We start from the raw sequence: 18791 nt of genomic DNA, 5'->3' as shown, positions 1-18791 counted from the left end.
GACGGTCGCGAGAACACCAGCCCGAACAACGCCCGAGAGTGACACCAGCCGCACCTGAGCCAGCCGCACCGTCGCGGGCCCGGAGGATGTCGTGAGCGACACACAGACACTGATCGAGAACCGTCCGCCCTCCGTGGCGGGACTCTTCCTGGAACGGGTGGCCGCCACGCCGGACGCCGAGGCGTACCGCTACCCGGTGCCGCCCGCCTCCGGCGAGGGACCGGACGACTGGAAGTCGCTCACCTGGGCCCAGGCCGCCGAGCGGGTCCACGCGATCGCGGCCGGTCTGATCGAGCTCGGCGTGGAGCCCGAGCAGCGCGTGGCGCTGGCCTCCTCCACCCGGCTGGAGTGGATCCTCGCCGACCTCGGCATCATGTGCGCCGGCGCCGCGACGACCACCGTCTACCCGCAGACCAACGCCGAGGAGTCGGCGTACATCCTGTCCGACTCCGAGAGCCGGGTGCTGATCGCGGAGGACGCCGCCCAGCTGGCCAAGGCCAGGGAGAGGCGGGCGGAGCTGCCCGACCTCACCCGCGTGGTCGTGATCGACGCGACCGGCGCGGACACCACCGAGGACTGGGTCCTCACCCTCGACGAGCTGGAGCGCCGGGGCGCGGCCCGCCTGCGGACGGAACCGCAGCTCATCAAGGAGCGGGTCGGCGCGATCACCAAGGACCAGCTCGCCACCCTCATCTACACCTCCGGCACCACCGGCCGCCCCAAGGGCGTCCGCCTCCCGCACGACAACTGGTCGTACATGGCGAAGGCGATCGCCGCGACCGGCCTGGTCACCGGGGACGACGTGCAGTACCTGTGGCTGCCGCTCGCGCACGTCTTCGGCAAGGTGCTCACCTCCGGCCAGATCGAGGCCGGTCACGTCACCGCCGTCGACGGCCGCGTCGACAAGATCATCGAGAACCTGCCGGTCGTCCGGCCGACCTACATGGCGGCCGTCCCGCGCATCTTCGAGAAGGTCTACAACGGCGTCGCCGCCAAGGCCCGCGCGGGCGGCGGGGCCAAGTACAGGATCTTCCAGTGGGCCGCCGACGTCGCCCGCGAGTACGCCAAGGTCAGCCAGGACAACTTCAAGCGCACCGGCACCGCGAGCGCCCCCGCCGGACTGCGCACCAAGCACGCCGTCGCCGACAAGCTCGTCTACGCCAAGATCCGCGAGGCATTCGGCGGCCGGCTGCGGGCCTGCGTGTCCGGCTCGGCTGCCCTCGCGCCCGAGATCGGCTACTTCTTCGCCGGCGCCGGCATCCACATCCTGGAGGGCTACGGCCTCACCGAGTCTTCCGCGGCCTCCTTCGTGAACCCCGGCGAGGCCTACCGCACCGGCACCGTCGGCAAGCCGCTGCCCGGCACCGAGGTGCGCATCGCCGACGACGGCGAGATCCTGCTGCGCGGCCCCGGCATCATGGAGGGCTACCACAAGCTGCCCGACAAGACCGCCGAGGTCCTGGAGTCCGACGGCTGGTTCCACACCGGCGACATCGGCGAGCTCTCACCCGACGGCTACCTGCGCATCACCGACCGCAAGAAGGACCTCATCAAGACCTCGGGCGGCAAGTACATCGCCCCCGCCGAGGTCGAGGGACAGTTCAAGGCGGTGTGCCCGTACGTCTCCAACATCCTGGTCCACGGCGCCGACCGGAACTTCTGCACCGCCCTCATCGCCCTCGACGAGGCCGCGATCACGGAGTGGGCGAAGGAGAACGGCCTGGAGGGCAAGCCGTACGCGGACATCGTCGCGGCACCGGCGACGGTCGAGATGGTCGACGGCTACGTCAAGCAGCTCAACCAGGGCCTCCAGCGCTGGCAGACCATCAAAAAGTTCCGCCTGCTGCCCCGCGACCTCGACGTGGAACACGGCGAGATCACCCCGAGCCTGAAGCTGAAGCGACCGGTGGTGGAGCGCGAGTACAAGCACCTGATCGAGGAGATGTACGCGGGCGCGCGCGAGGCGTAGCGCGCGGACGGCGCCGTGCGTACGGCCGATGCTCGAACGTGTCCGTCTTCCGGCCGTGTTCGAGCATGCGCTTAGCACGGATCTCACCCATGACGGCCCACTTCGGTAACTCCGTGCGTCCGGGCGGGTCCGGTCTGTCACTCTGTCGGCAACGACTGCGCAGCATGCGCACGAACTGCCCGGGGAGCCGTCATGGGGGCCATTCCGACGCAACGGGAGACCGTCTCCTGTGTCAGCGGGGCGTCCGCGCCCGCTGCCGAGATGTCCGCCCAGGAGCGCGCGCGGGCGCGCGTGGCCCTGCTCGGCAGCTCCCTCGCGCCGGGCGCCGCCCGCGCGATGGTGCGGGCCACGCTCGCCGACTGGGCCGCGCTCGGCCTGCCCGGGGCGCACCAGCTGACCGGTCACCTCTGCGCCGACGCGCTGGTGGTCGTCAGCGAGCTGGTCACCAACGCCGTCGTGCACGCCGGGACCGACGTCGAGGTGGTCTGCCGGCTGGAGGGGACGGGCGCGCTCGTCGTCGAGGTCGTCGACCAGTACCCCTCCCGTGCGCCGAGGGGCGGTGACCACGAGACGCCGCACGCCACCTCCGAGTACGGGCGCGGCCTGCGGCTCGTCGCCGCGCTCTCGCAGGCCTGGGGCATCACCTACCTGCCGGGCGCCAAGACGGTGTGGGCCCGCCTGTCCGCGGCGGACGACGAGGCCGCCGACCGGGCCGAGGCGTACGCCGCGGAGCCGGACCCGCGGCGCCCCGGAGCCCCGGCCGCCACCGGGCGCGGGGCCGACGGGACGGACGCGGCCGTCGGGACGGACACGGCCGTCGGGACGGACGGGCCGGACGGGCCGGACGGGCCGGACCACGCGCAGTGGCCGGACTGGGGAGACGACACGGCCGGACCCGCGCGGCGCGGCGCCCGCGACCGGGAGTGGCTGGGCCGCGGCGCCCTGTCCTTCCTCGCCGAGGCCTCCGACCTGCTGGCCGGACAGCTGGACGAGGACCTGGTCACCTCCCTCACCGGCCAGCTGATCGTGCCGCGCCTGGCCGACTGGTGCGCGGTGTGGCTCGACGACGAGTCCCTGGGCCGGGGAGCCTGGGGCGACGAGGCCGGAGCGGTCGGGGGAGCGCGGCCGGCCCGCGTCTGGCACAGCAGCGAGAGCCGCGTCGACGACCTGTGGCAGGCCCTGGAGAAGGAGCCGCCCCGGGCCCGCGACCCGTGGCGTTCAGGCCCCGTCGCCCATCCCTGGCCGAGCGCCGCGCTCGGCCCGCACGGCGCGGCGCTCGCCTACCGCCTGGTCGCCGGCGGCCGGCCGCTGGGCACCCTGGTCATCGGGCGGGCCGGCGTCCCGGCCTTCCCCGAGGAGATCAGCGGCCTGGTCGAGGACCTCGGCCGCCGGGTGGCGCTCGCCATCGGCGCCGCCCGCCAGTACGCCCGCCAGGCCACCATCAGCGCCGTCCTCCAGCGCGGCCTGCTGCCCGGCGCCGTCGCCGAGATCCCGGGAGTGCGCAGCGCCCTCGTCTACGAACCGTGCGACAAGGGCGGCCCCAGCGGCGACTTCTACGACCTCTTCCCGGCCGGCGACGGCCGCTGGTGCTTCACCGTCGGCGACGTCCAGGGCAAGGGCCCCGAGGCCGCCGTCGTCATCGGGCTCGCCCGGCCCTGGCTGCGGCTGCTGGCCCGCGAGGGATACGGCGTCCCCGACGTCCTCGACCGCCTCAACCAGCTGCTCCTCGACGACGCCACCGAGGCCGCGGACGCCGCCGCCCGCGCCCTGGTCGCCGTCGGCGGCCGTCCGGTTGCCCCGGGCGACGGACCGCAGACCCGGTTCCTGTCCCTGCTCTACGGCGAACTCGTCCCGGTCGGCGACGGCGTCGTCCGCTGCACCCTCGCCTCCGCCGGCCACCCGCTGCCGCTGCTGCTCGCCCCCGACGGCACCGTCCGCACGGTCGCCGAGCCGCAGACCCTTCTCGGTGTCCTGGAGGACGCGACGTACACCAGCGAGACCTTCGAGCTGCGGTCCGGCGAGACCCTGCTGTGCGTCACGGACGGCGTCACCGAGCGGCGCAGCGGCTCCCGCCAGTTCGACGACGGCGACGGACTCGCCGCGGCCCTCGCCGGGTGCGCGGGGCTGGACGCCGGGCTGATCGCCGAACGCATCCGGCGGCTGGTGCACGAGTTCGGGGCCCGGCCCCCGGAGGACGACCTCGCCCTGCTGGTGCTCCAGGCGGAGTGAGCGCGGCGGTACGGGACAATGGAACGCATGCCCTCCGCACTCCCCGACGGCGAGCCCGTCCCCGCCGACGGCGCCCTGCCCGCGTCCGCGCTCGACGGCGCCGCCGACCGCCCCCTCGGTTTCTACCTGCACGTCCCGTACTGCGCGACCCGCTGCGGCTACTGCGACTTCAACACCTACACCGCGACCGAGCTGCGCGGCACCGGCGGCGTCCTCGCCTCCCGGGACAACTACGCCGAGACGCTCGTCGACGAGGTGCGCCTCGCCCGCAAGGTGCTCGGCGACGACCCGCGCGAGGTCCGCACGGTCTTCGTCGGCGGCGGCACCCCCACCCTGCTGGCCGCCGGCGACCTGGTGCGGATGCTGCACGCGATCCGCGACGAGTTCGGCCTGGCGGCGGACGCGGAGGTGACGACCGAGGCCAACCCGGAGTCGGTCGACCCGGCCTACCTCGCCACCCTCCGCGAGGGCGGCTTCAACCGGATCTCCTTCGGCATGCAGAGCGCCAGGCAGCACGTCCTGAAGGTCCTGGACCGCACCCACACCCCCGGCCGCCCCGAGGCCTGCGTCGCCGAGGCCCGCGCGGTCGGCTTCGACCACGTCAACCTCGACCTGATCTACGGCACCCCCGGCGAGTCCGACGACGACTGGCGGGCCTCGCTGGAGGCCGCGCTCGGCGCCGGCCCCGACCACGTCTCCGCGTACGCGCTGATCGTGGAGGAGGGCACGCAGCTCGCCCGGCGCATCCGGCGCGGCGAGGTCCCGATGACCGACGACGACGTGCACGCCGACCGGTACCTGATCGCCGAGGAGACCCTGTCCGCGGCGGGCTTCGACTGGTACGAGGTGTCGAACTGGGCGACCTCCGAGGCGGGGCGGTGCCTGCACAACGAGCTGTACTGGCGGGGCGCCGACTGGTGGGGGGCCGGTCCGGGGGCGCACTCGCACGTGGGCGGGGTGCGCTGGTGGAACGTGAAGCACCCGGGGGCGTACGCGGGGGCGCTGGCGGCGGGGAAGTCGCCGGGGGCGGGCCGCGAGGTGCTGACGGAGGAGGACCGGCGGGTGGAGCGGATCCTGCTGGAGCTGCGGCTGCGGGAGGGCGTCCCGCTCTCCCTCCTCCGTGAGGAGGGGCTCGCCGCCTCGCGCCGGGCGCTGTCCGACGGGCTCCTCCAGGAGGGGCCGTACGAGGAGGGGCGGGCCGTGCTGACCCTGCGGGGGCGGCTGCTGGCGGACGCGGTGGTGCGGGACCTGGTGGACTGATCACTCGGGCGAGTGAATCCGCGCGGGACGGAAGTTCGGTCCCTAACCTGGTTCGTAGGCTGCTGCCGCAATCGCACGGTGGCGGAAACCGGAGGGCTGCGGAGATGACCGCTGTGGATGACCGACCGATGACCACCGACATCGTGAAGTTCTTCGAGGAGTTCGCGTTCCCCGATGAATTCAAGGTCGAGCTCCTCCGGGGGGAAATCGTGATGATGGCGGGGCCGGACGTGGCTCACAACGACATCGTGGAAGCGGTGGTGGACCAGATTCCCCGCCGCCGCTGGCGGCGACTTCAGACTCAGGACATCGCGATTCTCGAAGAGTCCAGTGAGCCGCAGCCGGATCTCGTGGTGATCGAACGAGGCACGGGCCCCGAGCACGGACGCCTGATGCCGTCCGAGGTCATCACCATGCTCGTTGAAGTCGTCTCCAAGACGAGCGTCGACCGTGATTACGGAGTAAAGCGCTCCATCTACGCAGCGGCCAAGGTGCCCGCTTATTTGATCATCGATCCCATCATGGGGCAGTGCGTCCTGCTCACCGAGCCGACCGGCCGTGGCGAGCACGCTGACTACCGGTGCCAGCGGCTCACGAAGTTCGGTGACATGACACCGCTGGAGCCTGTTGGCATCGAACTGGACACCAGCGAGTTCGCCGTCTACGAGAAGGTCAGGCCCCACCGCTACCCGTGACGAAGTCGATCAGCTCCTCCACCCGCCCCAGCAGCTCCGGCTGCAGGTCCTTGTACGAGTGGACCCGGGCCAGGATCGCCTGCCACACCGCGCCGGTGTTCTCCGCCGGCCAGCCGAGCGCCCGGCACACCCCCGTCTTCCAGTCCTGACCGCGCGGCACCCGCGGCCAGCCCTCGATCCCCAGCGACGACGGCTTCACCGCCTCCCAGATGTCGATGTACGGGTGGCCCACCACCAGCGTGTGCTCACTCGTCACCGCCTGCGCGATCCGCCACTCCTTCGATCCCGGCACCAGGTGGTCCACCAGGACCCCCAGCCGCGCGTCCGGGCCCGGCGCGAAGTCGGCGACGATCGACGGCAGGTCGTCCACACCGCCCAGGTACTCCACGACGACGCCCTCGATGCGCAGGTCGTCGCCCCAGACCTTCTCGACCAGCTCGGCGTCGTGCCGCCCCTCGACGTAGATGCGCCCGGCGCGCGCCACCCGCGCCCGCGCGCCGGGGACGGCGACCGAACCGGACGCCGTACGGGAGGGCCGTACCGGCCCGGAGGACGAGGACGGCCGCACCAGCGTCACCACGCGGCCCTCCAGCAGGAACCCGCGCGGTTCCAGCGGGAAGACGCGGTGCTTGCCGAAGCGGTCCTCCAGGGTCACCGTGCCCGCCTCACAGCGGATCACCGCACCGCAGAACCCGGTGCCGGGCTCCTCGACCACCAGACCGGGGTCGGCCGGTACCTCCGGTACCGGCTGCGGCTTCTTCCACGGAGGGGTCAGGTCGGCGGAGTACTGGCGCATTCTGCCGACGATACGGGGAACGCCCGCCCGGTGATCAGCGCGACACGCCGAACCGCGCGGCCAGCGCGTCCCGTTGGGCCCGCACGAACGCCGCGTCCACCACCGCTCCGTGACCGGGGACGTACAGCGCGTCCTCGCCGCCCAGGTCGAGCAGCCGGTCGAGGGCGGCCGGCCAGCGCGACGGCACGGCGTCGGGGCCCGCCTGCGGCTCGCCGGACTCCTCGACCAGGTCCCCGCAGAACACGGTCTCCGGGTCGCCCGGCACCAGTACCGCGAGGTCGTGGCCGGTGTGTCCGGGGCCCACGTTCGCCAACAGCACCTGCCGGCCGCCGCCCAGGTCGAGCGTCCACTCGCCGCACACCTCGTGGCGCACCGTGACGAGGGCGTCCGCGGCCTCGTCCGCGAGCCGGGCGTCCAGGCCCTCGGCCACCGCGTCCGCCCGCAGCGCCTCCCGGCCGTCCGCCAGGAGCGCGGCCGTGCCCACCGCCCCGAACACCTCCACGCCCGCGAACGCCGGAGCGCCGAGGACGTGGTCGAAGTGCGGGTGGGTCAGCGCGAGATGCGTCACACGGTGCCCGGCGAGTTCCCGCACCGCCCTGCGCAACCGCGCGCCTTCGCCGAGGTTCGACCCGGCGTCGACCACCAGCGCCGCGTCCGCGCCGACGACCAGCCCCGCCGTGCAGTCCCACACGGGCAGGCGGCACCGGCCCACCCCGGCCGCCAGCCGCTCCCACCCCAGGTCCTCCCATGTCACCGTCACGACGTCGACGCTAGCGCCGCGCGGGCCCCGGGTACGACGGCGGCGCCCCGGCCTTGCCGGGGGTGTACCCCACGGCCGTACACTGGGCCGGGGAAGTCTGGCACTCGCACACGCAGAGTGCCAGGGAGAACACCGGGCGGACGGTTTCTGGAGGTGTGCGCGATGCTCAGTGAACGCAGGCTGAAGGTGCTGCGCGCGATCGTCCAGGACTACGTCGGCACCGAGGAGCCCGTCGGCTCCAAGGCCCTCACCGAGCGGCACAACCTCGGCGTCTCCCCGGCCACCGTGCGCAACGACATGGCGGCCCTGGAGGACGAGGGCTTCATCGCCCAGCCGCACACCAGCGCCGGGCGGATCCCGACCGACAAGGGCTACCGGCTCTTCGTCGACAAGCTGGCCGGCGTCAAGCCGATGACCGCGCCCGAGCGGCGTGCCATCCAGAACTTCCTGGAGGGCGCCGTCGACCTCGACGACGTGGTGGCCCGCACGGTGCGGCTGCTCGCGCAGCTGACCCGGCAGGTCGCCGTCGTGCAGTACCCGTCGCTGACCCGCTCGACCGTGCGGCACGTGGAGTTGCTCTCCCTGGCGCCCGCGCGCCTGATGCTCGTGCTGATCACGGACACAGGGCGGGTCGAGCAGCGGATGGTCGACTGCCCGGCGCCCTTCGGCGAGGCGTCCCTCGCGGACCTGCGCGCGCGGCTCAACAGCCGGGTCGCGGGCCGCCGGTTCTCGGACGTCCCGAGCCTGGTCGAGGATCTGCCGGAGGCCTTCGAGGCCGAGGACCGCGGTACGGTCTCCACCGTGCTCTCCACCCTGCTGGAGACGCTGGTCGAGGAGAACGAGGAGCGGCTGATGATCGGCGGCACCGCCAATCTCACCCGCTTCGGGCACGACTTCCCCCTCATGATCCGGCCCGTCCTGGAGGCCCTGGAGGAGCAGGTCGTGCTCCTCAAGCTCCTCGGCGAGGCGAAGGATCCGGGCGTGACCGTCCGTATCGGTCACGAGAACGCCCACGAAGGACTCAACTCCACGTCCGTCGTGTCGGTGGGCTACGGTTCGGGCGGCGAGGCGGTTGCCAAGCTCGGCGTGGTCGGACCGACCCGCATGGACTACCCGGGAACGATGGGAGCGGTACGCGCAGTGGCACGGTACGTCGGACAGATCCTGGCGGAGTCGTAGGTGGCCACGGACTACTACGCCGTGCTCGGCGTACGCCGCGACGCGTCCCAGGACGAGATCAAGAAGGCGTTCCGGAGGCTCGCCCGCGAGCTGCACCCGGACGTCAATCCCGATCCGAAGACCCAGGAGCGGTTCAAGGAGATCAACGCCGCCTACGAGGTGCTGTCGGACCCGCAGAAGAAGCAGGTCTACGACCTCGGCGGCGACCCGCTCTCGCAGGCCGGCGGCGGTGGCGCGGGCGGCTTCGGCGCGGGTGGCTTCGGGAACTTCTCGGACATCATGGACGCGTTCTTCGGCACGGCGTCGCAGCGCGGTCCGCGCTCGCGCACCCGCCGGGGCCAGGACGCGATGATCCGCCTCGAGGTCGAGCTGGACGAGGCCGCGTTCGGCACGACCAAGGACATCCAGGTCGACACGGCGGTCGTCTGCAACACCTGCAACGGCGAGGGCGCGGCCCCGGGCACCAGTGCCCAGACGTGCGACATGTGCCGCGGCCGCGGCGAGGTGTCGCAGGTCACCCGGTCCTTCCTGGGCCAGGTCATGACCTCCCGGCCCTGCCCCCAGTGCCAGGGCTTCGGCACCGTCGTCCCGACCCCGTGCCCCGAGTGCGCGGGCGACGGCCGGGTCCGCTCCCGGCGCACCCTGACCGTGAAGATCCCGGCCGGTGTGGACAACGGCACGCGGATCCAGCTCGCGGGCGAGGGCGAGGTCGGCCCCGGCGGCGGCCCGGCCGGCGACCTGTACGTCGAGATCCACGAGCTCCCGCACCCGCAGTTCCAGCGCCGGGGGGACGACCTGCACTGCACGGTCACCCTCCCGATGACGGCGGCGGCCCTCGGCACGAAGGTGCCGCTGGAGACGCTGGACGGACTGGAGGAGGTCGACATCCGCCCGGGCACCCAGTCCGGCCAGTCGATCCCGCTGCACGGGCGCGGCATCACCCATCTGCGCGGCGGCGGCCGGGGCGACCTCATCGTCCACGTCGAGGTGACGACCCCGACCAAGCTCGACCCCGAGCAGGAACGCCTCCTGCGCGAGCTGGCCAAGCTGCGCGGCGAGGAACGGCCCCAGGGCCAGTTCCAGCCCGGGCAGCAGGGCCTGTTCTCGCGGCTGAAGGACGCGTTCAACGGGCGCTGACCGGCGTCTCCGACGGCGCCGGCCGACACGTCCGACGGGCGCCGGCGCCGGCCGTCGGCGGGGCTTCGCGGTGCGGACGCTCCTGGCGTATGCCGACGGAAACCCGGATTCGGACGTGTGCGGAGGACGTGACACCATGCGCTCATGTCCTCCGCACTGACCGATCTCTTCCCCTACCCGATCGTGCAGGCGCCCATGGCGGGCGGCGTCTCCGTACCGCGGCTCGCCGCCGCGGTCTGCGAGGCGGGAGGGCTGGGTTTCCTGGCCGCCGGGTACAAGACCGCGGACGGGATGTACCAGGAGATCAAGCAGCTGCGGGGGCTGACCGCCCGCCCGTTCGGCGTCAACCTCTTCATGCCGCAGCCGGAGACGGCGGACCCCTCGGCCGTGGGCGTCTACGCCCACCAGCTGGCCGGTGAGGCCGCCTGGTACGGGACCGAGCTCGGCGATCCCGAGTGCGGCCGGGACGACGGCTACGACACCAAGCTCGCGGTACTGCTGGACAACCCGGTGCCCGTCGTGTCGTTCCACTTCGGCGTGCCGAGCCGCGAGGTCGTCGACTCGCTCCACCGCGTCGGCACGTTCACCCTGGTCACGGCGACCACCGTCGACGAGGCCCGGGCCGTCGAACAGGCCGGCGCCGACGCGGTGATCGCGCAGGGCGTCGAGGCCGGCGGACACCAGGGCACCCACCGCGACCACCCGGAGACCGGCGGCTCCGGGATCGGACTGCTGTCGCTGGTCGCCGGGATCCGGGAGGCGGTGAGCCTGCCCGTCGTCGCCGCCGGCGGCATCATGCGCGGCGCCCAGATCGCCGCGGTCCTCGCGGCCGGCGCGAGCGCGGCCCAGCTCGGCACCGCCTTCCTCGCCACCCCCGAGTCCGGCGCGCACGCCCTGCACAAGCAGGCGCTGACCGACCCGCTGTTCGTCCGCACCGAACTGACCCGCGCCTTCTCCGGCCGGCCCGCCCGCGGCCTGGTCAACCGCTTCCTGCGCGAGCACGGCCCCTACGCCCCCGCCGCCTACCCGGAGGTGCACCACCTCACCGCGCCCCTGCGCAAGGCGGCGGCGAAGGCGGGCGACGCGCAGGGCATGGCGCTGTGGGCGGGACAGGGCCACCGGATGGCCCGGGACCTGCCCGCCGGTGAGCTGGTGGCGGTCCTGGTGGACGAACTCGCGTCCGCCGAGGCGGCGTTGACGCGGTACGTGAACGGAGGTACGGACCGATGACGGCTCCGGTGTTCGTGGTCGACTCGCTGCCGTCCGGGGGGCTGCCCGGCGGGCGGTACGTCCTCGACGGCCCCGAGGGACGGCACGCCGTCTCCGTGAAGCGGCTGCGCCCCGGCGAGGACGTCGTCCTCACCGACGGACGCGGCCGCTGGTCCGAGGGCGTGGTGGAGGCCGCCGAGGGCAAGGACCGCCTGGTCGTGGCCGGCCTGGAGGGCGTCCACGAGGAGCCGCCGGAGCAGCCCCGCGTCACCGTCGTCCAGGCCCTGCCCAAGGGGGACCGGGGAGAGCTGGCCGTCGAGACGATGACCGAGGTCGGGGTCGACGCGATCGTGCCGTGGGCCGCCTCCCGCTGCATCACCCAGTGGAAGGGCGACCGCGGCCTGAAGGCGCTCGGCAAGTGGCGGGCGACGGCCCGGGAGGCCGGCAAGCAGTCCCGCCGGGTCCGCTTCCCCGACGTCGCGGACGCGGCGACGAGCAAGCAGGTCGCGTCGCTCCTGGCCGGCGCGGCCTTCGCCGCCGTGCTCCACGAGAGCGGCGAGGAGCCGCTGGCCGCCGCCGAACTCCCCGCCTCCGGCGACATCGTGCTGGTCGTCGGACCCGAAGGGGGCGTGTCCCCCGAGGAGTTGGCGCTCTTCGCCCAGGCAGGCGCCAAGCCCTACCGCCTGGGCCGCAGCGTCCTGCGCACCTCCACCGCGGGCACCGCCGCGACCGCCGTCCTCCTGGCCCGCACCGGCCGCTGGTCCTGACGGCCCCGGTCAGCCGTCCGCCGTGCGGGCGGCGACGACCGCGGGGAACAGCTCCCAGCCGTCCAGCTCCGCGGACCGGTCGAGCAGGCCCCGCCGGGCCGCCTCGTCGACGAAGGCCCGTACGACCCCGGGTTCGTGCAGGTTGAGCGAGTCGTCCCCCACGGCCACACAGCCCGAGGGCAGGAACCCGTCGGGGACGTACCGGCCCCCGCCGCCCCGGAACACCAGGCGGGTCCGCGTCCCGTCCCGGGACAGGGCGAGCACCTCCTGGCAGGGCCCCGTGACGCTGTGCCGGTGACGCACCGACCACACGTAGGCGGTGGCCCCGTCCACGACGAGCTTTCTGAGCCGGCGTCCGCTGCGCACGCGCCCACGGTAGTGAGGAGTGGCCGTATGCGCCCTACCGTCGGGCCCGGTGCGGTGGCAGGCTGCCCTCCATGGGGGCTTCGAGGCGGATTTGGCGAGTGGCTCCGGTGGTCGTCGGCTCGGCCGTCGCCGTCGGCGGTCTCGTCGCGTGCGAACCGGGCGCGCCCAGTTCCGCGGCCGTGGCCTACACGACCGACCAGACCGTGACCCGTGAGCTGGAGCGGCAGAAGGCGGAGGTGCGCTGGCTCACCTGCACCGCCTCCTTCGGCGACGAGGACAGCACCGCCTCGGCGGCCGAGAAGACCGTCGCCTCCGTCCACTGCGAGGGCAGGACGGACACCGGCCAGGACATCACCGTCGACGGCAAGGTGACCCGGGTCGTCAACGGCGCCTGCGTGCGCGGGAACCTGACGGCGAAGGTGGACGGCAAGGAGTGGTTCCGGGTGAAGGGGCTGGGCGACTGCGACGCCACCGGCGCCCCGCCCGCGGACCGGCCCACCCGGAACGGACCCGGCCCCACGGTCACCGTCACCCGGACCATCTGGTGCCCGGACGACCCGCACTGCCGGCCCGTGGAGGGCAAGTAGCCCGCCCAGCGCGACCACCGCGCTCCCGGGCGCCGGGCGGGAAGTGATCCGAACCCCTGTCGATCGTCCCCGCCCCTGCTTAGGCTGTGAGGGTGACTCAGCCCGCAGCGCCTGCCTACCTCCGCTTTCCGCACCCGCACGGCGAGTTGGTCGCCTTCACCGCCGAGGACGACGTGTGGCTCGCCCCGCTCGACGGAGGCAGGGCCTGGCGGGTGAGCGCCGACAACATGCCGGTGAACCACCCGCGCATCTCGCCCGACGGCACCACCGTCGCCTGGACCTCCACCCGCGACGGCGCCCCCGAGGTGCACGTCGCCCCCGTCGACGGCGGCCCGGCCAAGCGCCTCACCCACTGGGGCAGCCTCAGGACCCAGGTCCGCGGCTGGACCGCCGACGGCCGCGTCCTCGCCCTCAGCACCTACGGTCAGGCCAGCCTGCGCCGCAGCTGGGCCCGCGCCGTCCCGCTCGACGGCGGACCCGCCACCACCCTGCCCTACGGACCCGTCGGCGACGTCGCGTACGGCCCGCGCACCGTGCTGCTGTCCGCGCCGATGGGCCGCGAGGCCGCCTGGTGGAAGCGGTACCGGGGCGGCACGGCGGGCAAGCTGTGGATCGACGCCGAGGGCGACGGCGAGTTCGTACGGCTGCACAGCGACCTCGACGGCAACATCGAGTACCCGTTCTGGGTCGGCGAGCGGCTCGCCTTCCTCTCCGACCACGAGGGCACCGGAGCCCTCTACTCCTCCCTCGCCGACGGCTCCGACCTGCGCAGGCACACGCCTGTCGGGGGCTTCTACGCCCGGCACGCCGCCACCGACGGCACCCGCGTCGTCTACTCGTCCGCCGGTGAACTGTGGACGCTGGACGACCTGGACGGCGCCGAGCCGCGCCGGCTCGACATCCGGCTCGGCGGCTCCCGCACCGACCTCCAGGCGTACCCGGTCGACGCCGCCCGCTGGTTCGGCTCCGCGTCCCCCGACCACACCGCCCGCGGCAGCGCCGTCGCCGTGCGCGGCGGCGTCCACTGGGTCACCCACCGCTCCGGACCGGCCCGCGCCCTCGCGGCGACGCCCGGCGTGCGCACCCGGCTGCCGCGCACCTTCCGCGCCGACGGCGAGGAGTGGGTGGTGTGGGTGACGGACGCCGAGGGCGACGACGCCCTGGAGTTCGCGCCCGCCACCGGCCTCGCGCCCGGCGCCACCGCGCGCCGCCTCGCCGCCGGGCAGCTCGGCCGGGTGCTGAACCTCGCCATGGCCCCCGACGGCAGCCGGGCCGCCGTCGCCTCGCACGACGGCCGCGTCCTGCTCGTCGAGCGGGAGACGGGCGAGGTCCGCGAGGTCGACCGCAGCGAGGACGGCGACGCCTCCGGCCTCGTCTTCTCGCCCGACTCCGCCTGGCTGGCCTGGTCCCACCCCGGTCCCTCCCCGCTGCGCCAGCTCAAGCTCGCCAACACCACCGACCTGTCGGTCGCCGAGGCGACCCCGCTGCGCTTCCGGGACTACTCGCCCGCCTTCACCCTGGACGGCAAGCACCTCGCCTTCCTCTCCACCCGCTCCTTCGATCCGGTCTACGACGAGCACGTCTTCGACCTGGCCTTCGTCGAGGGCGCCCGTCCGTACCTGATCACGCTGGCCGCGACCACCCCCTCGCCCTTCGGCCCGCAGCGCCACGGCCGCCCCTTCGAGACCCCGGACCGCGAGGAGACCCCCGACAGCGAGGGCACCCCCACCACCCGGATCGACATCGAGGGCCTCGCCGACCGCATCGTGCCCTTCCCGGTGGAGGCCGCCCGCTACTCCCGGCTGCGCGCCGCCAAGGACGGCGTCCTGTGGCTGCGCCACCCGGTCACCGGCGTCCTCGGCGCCTCCCGCGCCAACCCGGACGACCCCGGCCCGCACACCGAGCTGGAGCGCTACGACCTCGCCCAGCACCGCGTCGAGCACCTCGCCGGCGACGCCGACCACTTCGAGGTCAGCGGCGACGGCAAGCGGGTGCTGCTGTGGACCGACGGACGCCTCAAGGTCGTCCCCAGCGACCGGCGGGCCTCCGGCGACGAGGACAGCGACACCAACATCACCGTCGACCTGGGCCGCGTCCGGCAGACCGTCGACCCGGCCGCCGAGTGGCGCCAGATGTTCGACGAGACCGGCCGCATCATGCGGGACAACTTCTGGCGGCCCGACATGAACGGCGTCGACTGGGACGGCGTCCTCGACCGCTACCGGCCCGTCCTGGACCGCCTCGCCACCCACGACGACCTGGTCGACCTCCTGTGGGAGGTGCACGGCGAGCTCGGCACCTCGCACGCCTACGTCACCCCGTACGGCGGCCACGGCGGCGGTGCCCGGCAGGGCCTGCTCGGCGCCGACCTCTCCCGGCACGAGGACGGCACCTGGCGCGTCGACCGCGTCCTGCCGTCGGAGACCTCCGACCCCGACGCCCGCTCCCCGCTGGCCGCGCCCGGCGTCGCGGTGCGTGCCGGTGACGCGATCGTCGCGGTCGCCGGACAGCCCGTCGACCCGGTCACCGGGCCCGGCCCCCTGCTCGTCGGCACGGCCGGCAAGCCGGTCGAGCTGACCGTCTCCCCGGCCGGCGGCGGCGGGCTGCGGCACGCCGTCGTCGTGCCCCTCGCCGACGAGGAGCCGCTGCGCTACCACGCCTGGGTCGCCGACCGCCGCGCCCACGTCCACGAGAGGTCCGGCGGCCGGCTCGGCTACCTCCACGTGCCCGACATGGTCGGCTCCGGCTGGGCCCAGCTCCACCGCGACCTGCGCGTCGAGGTCGTCCGCGAGGGCCTGGTCGTCGACGTCCGCGAGAACCGCGGCGGGCACACCTCCCAGCTGGTCGTGGAGAAGCTGGCCCGGCGCGTCGTCGGCTGGGACCTGCCGCGCGGCATGCGGCCGGCCAGTTACCCGCTGGACGCGCCGCGCGGGCCGGTCGTCGCCGTCGCCAACGAGTTCTCCGGCTCGGACGGCGACATCGTCAACGCGGCGATCAAGGCGCTCGGCATCGGCCCGGTCGTCGGCGTCCGCACCTGGGGCGGGGTCGTCGGCATCGACAGCCGCTACCGGCTGGTCGACGGCACGCTGATCACGCAGCCCAAGTACGCGTTCTGGCTGGAGGGCCAGGGGTGGGGCGTGGAGAACCACGGCGTCGATCCGGACGTGGAGGTCCCGCAGCGGCCGCAGGACCACGCGGCGGGCCGCGACCCCCAGCTGGACGAGGCGATCCGGCTGGCCCTGGAGGCGCTGGAGGAGACCCCGGCGAAGACACCGCCGAGCCTTCCGTAGCCACGGCCGACCGGCTGCGGACGGTCGTGCCTCCCCCGGCGCCCGAGCGGCCCGGCGGGCACCCCCGGGGGCGAGGGGGTCCCCCGCGCGAGCGTGGGGGAGGGCGGGCGCCGGGGGTACTCCCTCCGGGGGAGGCCCCCGCGCCCCGCACGCGCGGGCGGGCAACCCACCGGCGGCCACCCCGGCGCGCGGCGCCCCACGCACCCGGGCTCGCTACGATGCCCCCAGAAGATCACCACCGTAAGGAGCGCCCATGCCCGGCGAGCCACAGGACGACTGCCTGTTCTGCAAGATCGTCGCGGGTCAGATCCCCGCGACGATCGTCCGCGAGACGGACACCACCGTCGCGTTCCGCGACATAAACCCCCAGGCGCCCACCCACGTCCTGGTGATCCCCAAGGCCCACTACCGCGACGCCGCCGCCCTCGCCGCCGGTGCTCCGGAGGTCGCCGCGGACGTCCTGCGCGAGACCCAGGCCGTCGCCGACGACGAGAAGCTGGACAGCTACCGCGTCGTCTTCAACACCGGCAGCGGCGCCGGCCAGACCGTGTGGCACACCCACGCCCACGTCCTCGGCGGCCGGGGCCTCGCATGGCCCCCCGGATAGGCCCGGACAGGCACCGTGTCCGTACGTGAGCTCGTCGTCCTCGGCACCGCCAGCCAGGTCCCGACCCGGCACCGCAACCACAACGGCTACCTGCTGCGCTGGGACGGCGAGGGCATCCTGTTCGACCCCGGCGAGGGCACGCAGCGCCAGATGCTGCGCGCCGGGGTCGCCGCCCACGACCTGAACCGGATCTGCGTCACGCACTTCCACGGCGACCACAGCCTCGGCCTGGCCGGCGTGATCCAGCGCGTCAACCTGGACCGGGTCCCGCACGAGGTCACCGCCCACTACCCGCGCTCCGGGCAGCACTTCTTCGACCGCCTGCGGTACGCCACCGCCTACCGCGAGACGGTCGCCCTCACCGAGGCGCCGGTCGACGTGGACGGACCCCTCGCGGTCACCGGCGCCTACACGCTGGAGGCCCGCCGGCTCTCGCACCCCGTCGAGTCGTACGGCTACCGGATCACCGAGCCCGACGGCCTGCGCATGCTGCCCGAACGGCTGGCCGCGCACGGCATCGAGGGCCCCGACGTGGGCCGCATCCGGCGCGAGGGCTCGCTGAACGGCGTCCCGCTGGACGAGGTCAGCGAGGTCCGCCGCGGCCAGCGGTTCGCGTTCGTCATGGACACCCGGCTGTGCGCGGGGGTGCACGAGCTCGCCGAGGGCTGCGACCTGCTGGTCATCGAGTCGACGTTCCTCGACGAGGACGAGGAGCTCGCCGCCGACCACGGCCACCTCACCGCCGGCCAGGCGGCGCGGGCCGCCCGGGAGGCGGGCGTGCGCCACCTCGTCCTGACCCACTTCAGCCAGCGCTACTCCGACCCCGAGGAGTTCGAGCGGCAGGCGAGGGCCGCCGGGTACGAGGGGGAGCTGACCGTGGCCCGGGACCTGATGCGCGTCCCGGTTCCGAAACGTCGGTGACATCGCCGTACGATGCTCTGATGCCTCTGCCCATAGCTGAACTGCACCTCCACATCGAAGGCACCCTGGAGCCGGAGCTGGCCTTCGAGCTGGCCGCCCGCAACGGTGTGGCCCTGCCCTACGCGGACACGGACGCCCTGCGCGAGGCGTACCGCTTCGAGGACCTCCAGTCCTTCCTGGACCTGTACTACGAGCTCATGGCCGTCCTGCGCACCGAGCGGGACTTCGAGGACCTGGCCGACGCCTACCTGGCCCGCGCCGCCGCGCAGGGCGTACGGCACGCGGAGATCTTCTTCGACCCGCAGGCGCACCTCGCCCGGGGCGTGGAGATGGGCACGGTCGTGGAGGGCCTGTGGCGGGCGCTGGGCCGCAGCCGGGAGAAGCACGGCGTCTCCACCCGGCTGATCATGTGCTTCCTGCGCGACGAGTCCGCCGAGTCGGCCCTCGCGACCCTCGACGCCGCGAAGCCGTACCTGGACCGCATCACCGGCGTCGGCCTGGACTCCGCCGAGGTCGGCCACCCGCCGGTGAAGTTCCGCGAGGTGTACGAGGCCGCCGCCGCCCTCGGGCTGCGCCGCGTCGCGCACGCGGGCGAGGAGGGGCCGCCGGAGTACGTCACCGAGGCCCTGGACGTGCTGGGCGTCGAGCGGATCGACCACGGTCTGCGCTCGATGGAGGACCCGGCGCTGGTCGAGCGGCTGGTGCGCGACCGCGTCCCGCTGACCCTGTGCCCGCTGTCCAACGTACGGCTGCGCACGGTCGACACCCTCGCCGACCACCCGCTGCCCGCGATGCTGGACGCCGGGCTGATGTGCACGGTCAACTCCGACGACCCCGCCTACTTCGGCGGCTACGCGGGCGACAACGTCGACGCCGTGCGCGCCGCGCTCGGCCTCACCGAGGAGCGGCTGCGGGAGCTGGCCCGCAACTCCTTCCTCGCCTCCTTCCTGGAGGACGACGAGGAGCTGCGGGCGCGGTACCTGGCCGAGGTGGAGGCGTACGCGTTCCCGACGGCGTAG

General features: G+C 73.9%; 16 protein-coding genes. 13 read left to right on the top strand and 3 right to left on the bottom strand.

Going from position 1 to position 18791, the window contains the following annotated elements:
* The first annotated feature begins 91 nt into the window (after positions 1-91).
* The 4 genes from JHAT_RS15810 (at position 92) to JHAT_RS15795 (ending at position 6153) form a co-directional block, all read left to right on the top strand.
* The gene (locus JHAT_RS15810; RefSeq protein WP_077798815.1) at positions 92-1969 is read left to right on the top strand and encodes a long-chain fatty acid--CoA ligase; all 1878 of its coding nucleotides are present in this window, start codon (positions 92-94) and stop codon (positions 1967-1969) included.
* A 192-nt stretch (positions 1970-2161) separates the two neighbouring features.
* Entirely contained in the window at positions 2162-4198 is a 2037-nt protein-coding gene (locus tag JHAT_RS15805; RefSeq protein ID WP_077798814.1) for a SpoIIE family protein phosphatase, read from the top strand.
* Positions 4199-4225: 27 nt separating this feature from the next.
* Positions 4226-5458, top strand: a complete 1233-nt coding sequence (gene hemW, locus JHAT_RS15800; RefSeq protein ID WP_077798849.1) for a radical SAM family heme chaperone HemW — start codon at positions 4226-4228, stop codon at positions 5456-5458.
* 104 nt (positions 5459-5562) lie between these two features.
* The gene (locus tag JHAT_RS15795) at positions 5563-6153 is read left to right on the top strand and encodes a Uma2 family endonuclease (protein WP_171990908.1); all 591 of its coding nucleotides are present in this window, start codon (positions 5563-5565) and stop codon (positions 6151-6153) included.
* On the opposite strand, the gene JHAT_RS15790 is transcribed toward JHAT_RS15795, so the two are convergent.
* A complete protein-coding gene (locus JHAT_RS15790) occupies positions 6131-6949 on the bottom strand; it encodes a DUF3097 domain-containing protein (RefSeq protein ID WP_077798812.1) in 819 nt (272 codons plus the stop codon). The genes JHAT_RS15795 and JHAT_RS15790 overlap by 23 nt on opposite strands.
* 34 nt (positions 6950-6983) lie before the next feature.
* Positions 6984-7709, bottom strand: a complete 726-nt coding sequence (locus JHAT_RS15785; RefSeq protein ID WP_077798811.1) for an MBL fold metallo-hydrolase — start codon at positions 7707-7709, stop codon at positions 6984-6986.
* 162 nt (positions 7710-7871) lie between these two features.
* Here JHAT_RS15785 and hrcA point away from each other — a divergent pair, with 162 nt between their 5' ends.
* The 4 genes from hrcA (at position 7872) to JHAT_RS15765 (ending at position 12001) form a co-directional block, all read left to right on the top strand.
* Entirely contained in the window at positions 7872-8888 is a 1017-nt protein-coding gene (gene hrcA, locus JHAT_RS15780; RefSeq protein ID WP_077798810.1) for a heat-inducible transcriptional repressor HrcA, read from the top strand.
* On the top strand, positions 8889-10025 hold the full coding sequence (dnaJ, locus tag JHAT_RS15775) for a molecular chaperone DnaJ (RefSeq protein WP_077798809.1): 1137 nt from the start codon (positions 8889-8891) through the stop codon (positions 10023-10025).
* 144 nt (positions 10026-10169) lie between these two features.
* The gene (locus JHAT_RS15770; RefSeq protein WP_077798808.1) at positions 10170-11255 is read left to right on the top strand and encodes a nitronate monooxygenase; all 1086 of its coding nucleotides are present in this window, start codon (positions 10170-10172) and stop codon (positions 11253-11255) included.
* Positions 11252-12001 carry a 16S rRNA (uracil(1498)-N(3))-methyltransferase gene (locus JHAT_RS15765; protein WP_077798807.1) on the top strand — a complete coding sequence of 250 codons (750 nt, stop codon included), beginning with the start codon at positions 11252-11254 and terminating at the stop codon, positions 11999-12001. Before JHAT_RS15770 ends, JHAT_RS15765 begins: the two co-directional genes overlap by 4 nt.
* Positions 12002-12010: 9 nt before the next feature.
* On the opposite strand, the gene JHAT_RS15760 is transcribed toward JHAT_RS15765, so the two are convergent.
* A complete protein-coding gene (locus JHAT_RS15760) occupies positions 12011-12367 on the bottom strand; it encodes a hypothetical protein (RefSeq protein ID WP_077798806.1) in 357 nt (118 codons plus the stop codon).
* A 71-nt stretch (positions 12368-12438) separates the two neighbouring features.
* On the opposite strand from JHAT_RS15760, the gene JHAT_RS15755 reads away from it, so the two are divergent.
* From JHAT_RS15755 to JHAT_RS15735, 5 genes are all read left to right on the top strand, one after another.
* A complete protein-coding gene (locus JHAT_RS15755; protein WP_077798805.1) occupies positions 12439-12954 on the top strand; it encodes a hypothetical protein in 516 nt (171 codons plus the stop codon).
* Between the two features lie 86 nt (positions 12955-13040).
* Positions 13041-16244, top strand: coding sequence for a S41 family peptidase (locus tag JHAT_RS15750; protein ID WP_077798804.1), 3204 nt, complete (start codon positions 13041-13043; stop codon positions 16242-16244).
* 253 nt (positions 16245-16497) lie between these two features.
* Positions 16498-16851, top strand: coding sequence for a histidine triad nucleotide-binding protein (locus JHAT_RS15745; RefSeq protein ID WP_077798803.1), 354 nt, complete (start codon positions 16498-16500; stop codon positions 16849-16851).
* Positions 16852-16866: 15 nt separating this feature from the next.
* Positions 16867-17772 carry a ribonuclease Z gene (locus tag JHAT_RS15740; protein ID WP_077798802.1) on the top strand — a complete coding sequence of 302 codons (906 nt, stop codon included), beginning with the start codon at positions 16867-16869 and terminating at the stop codon, positions 17770-17772.
* Between the two features lie 20 nt (positions 17773-17792).
* Positions 17793-18791, top strand: a complete 999-nt coding sequence (locus tag JHAT_RS15735; RefSeq protein WP_077798801.1) for an adenosine deaminase — start codon at positions 17793-17795, stop codon at positions 18789-18791.

This window comes from Streptomyces sp. JHA26 (assembly GCF_002005565.1).
Lineage (GTDB): Bacteria > Actinomycetota > Actinomycetes > Streptomycetales > Streptomycetaceae > Streptomyces.
The sequence above is the reverse complement of the archived record's forward strand: the minus strand, read 5'-3'. Positions and strand labels throughout refer to the sequence as shown.

Coding starts and splice junctions, on each gene's coding strand:
- JHAT_RS15805 (WP_077798814.1), top strand. CDS start 2,162: ATGGGGGCCATTCCGACGCAACGGGAGACCGTCTCCTGTGTCAGCGGG.
- hemW (WP_077798849.1), top strand. CDS start 4,226: ATGCCCTCCGCACTCCCCGACGGCGAGCCCGTCCCCGCCGACGGCGCC.
- JHAT_RS15795 (WP_171990908.1), top strand. CDS start 5,563: ATGACCGCTGTGGATGACCGACCGATGACCACCGACATCGTGAAGTTC.
- JHAT_RS15790 (WP_077798812.1), bottom strand. CDS start 6,949: ATGCGCCAGTACTCCGCCGACCTGACCCCTCCGTGGAAGAAGCCGCAG.
- hrcA (WP_077798810.1), top strand. CDS start 7,872: ATGCTCAGTGAACGCAGGCTGAAGGTGCTGCGCGCGATCGTCCAGGAC.
- JHAT_RS15770 (WP_077798808.1), top strand. CDS start 10,170: ATGTCCTCCGCACTGACCGATCTCTTCCCCTACCCGATCGTGCAGGCG.
- JHAT_RS15765 (WP_077798807.1), top strand. CDS start 11,252: ATGACGGCTCCGGTGTTCGTGGTCGACTCGCTGCCGTCCGGGGGGCTG.
- JHAT_RS15755 (WP_077798805.1), top strand. CDS start 12,439: ATGGGGGCTTCGAGGCGGATTTGGCGAGTGGCTCCGGTGGTCGTCGGC.
- JHAT_RS15745 (WP_077798803.1), top strand. CDS start 16,498: ATGCCCGGCGAGCCACAGGACGACTGCCTGTTCTGCAAGATCGTCGCG.
- JHAT_RS15735 (WP_077798801.1), top strand. CDS start 17,793: ATGCCTCTGCCCATAGCTGAACTGCACCTCCACATCGAAGGCACCCTG.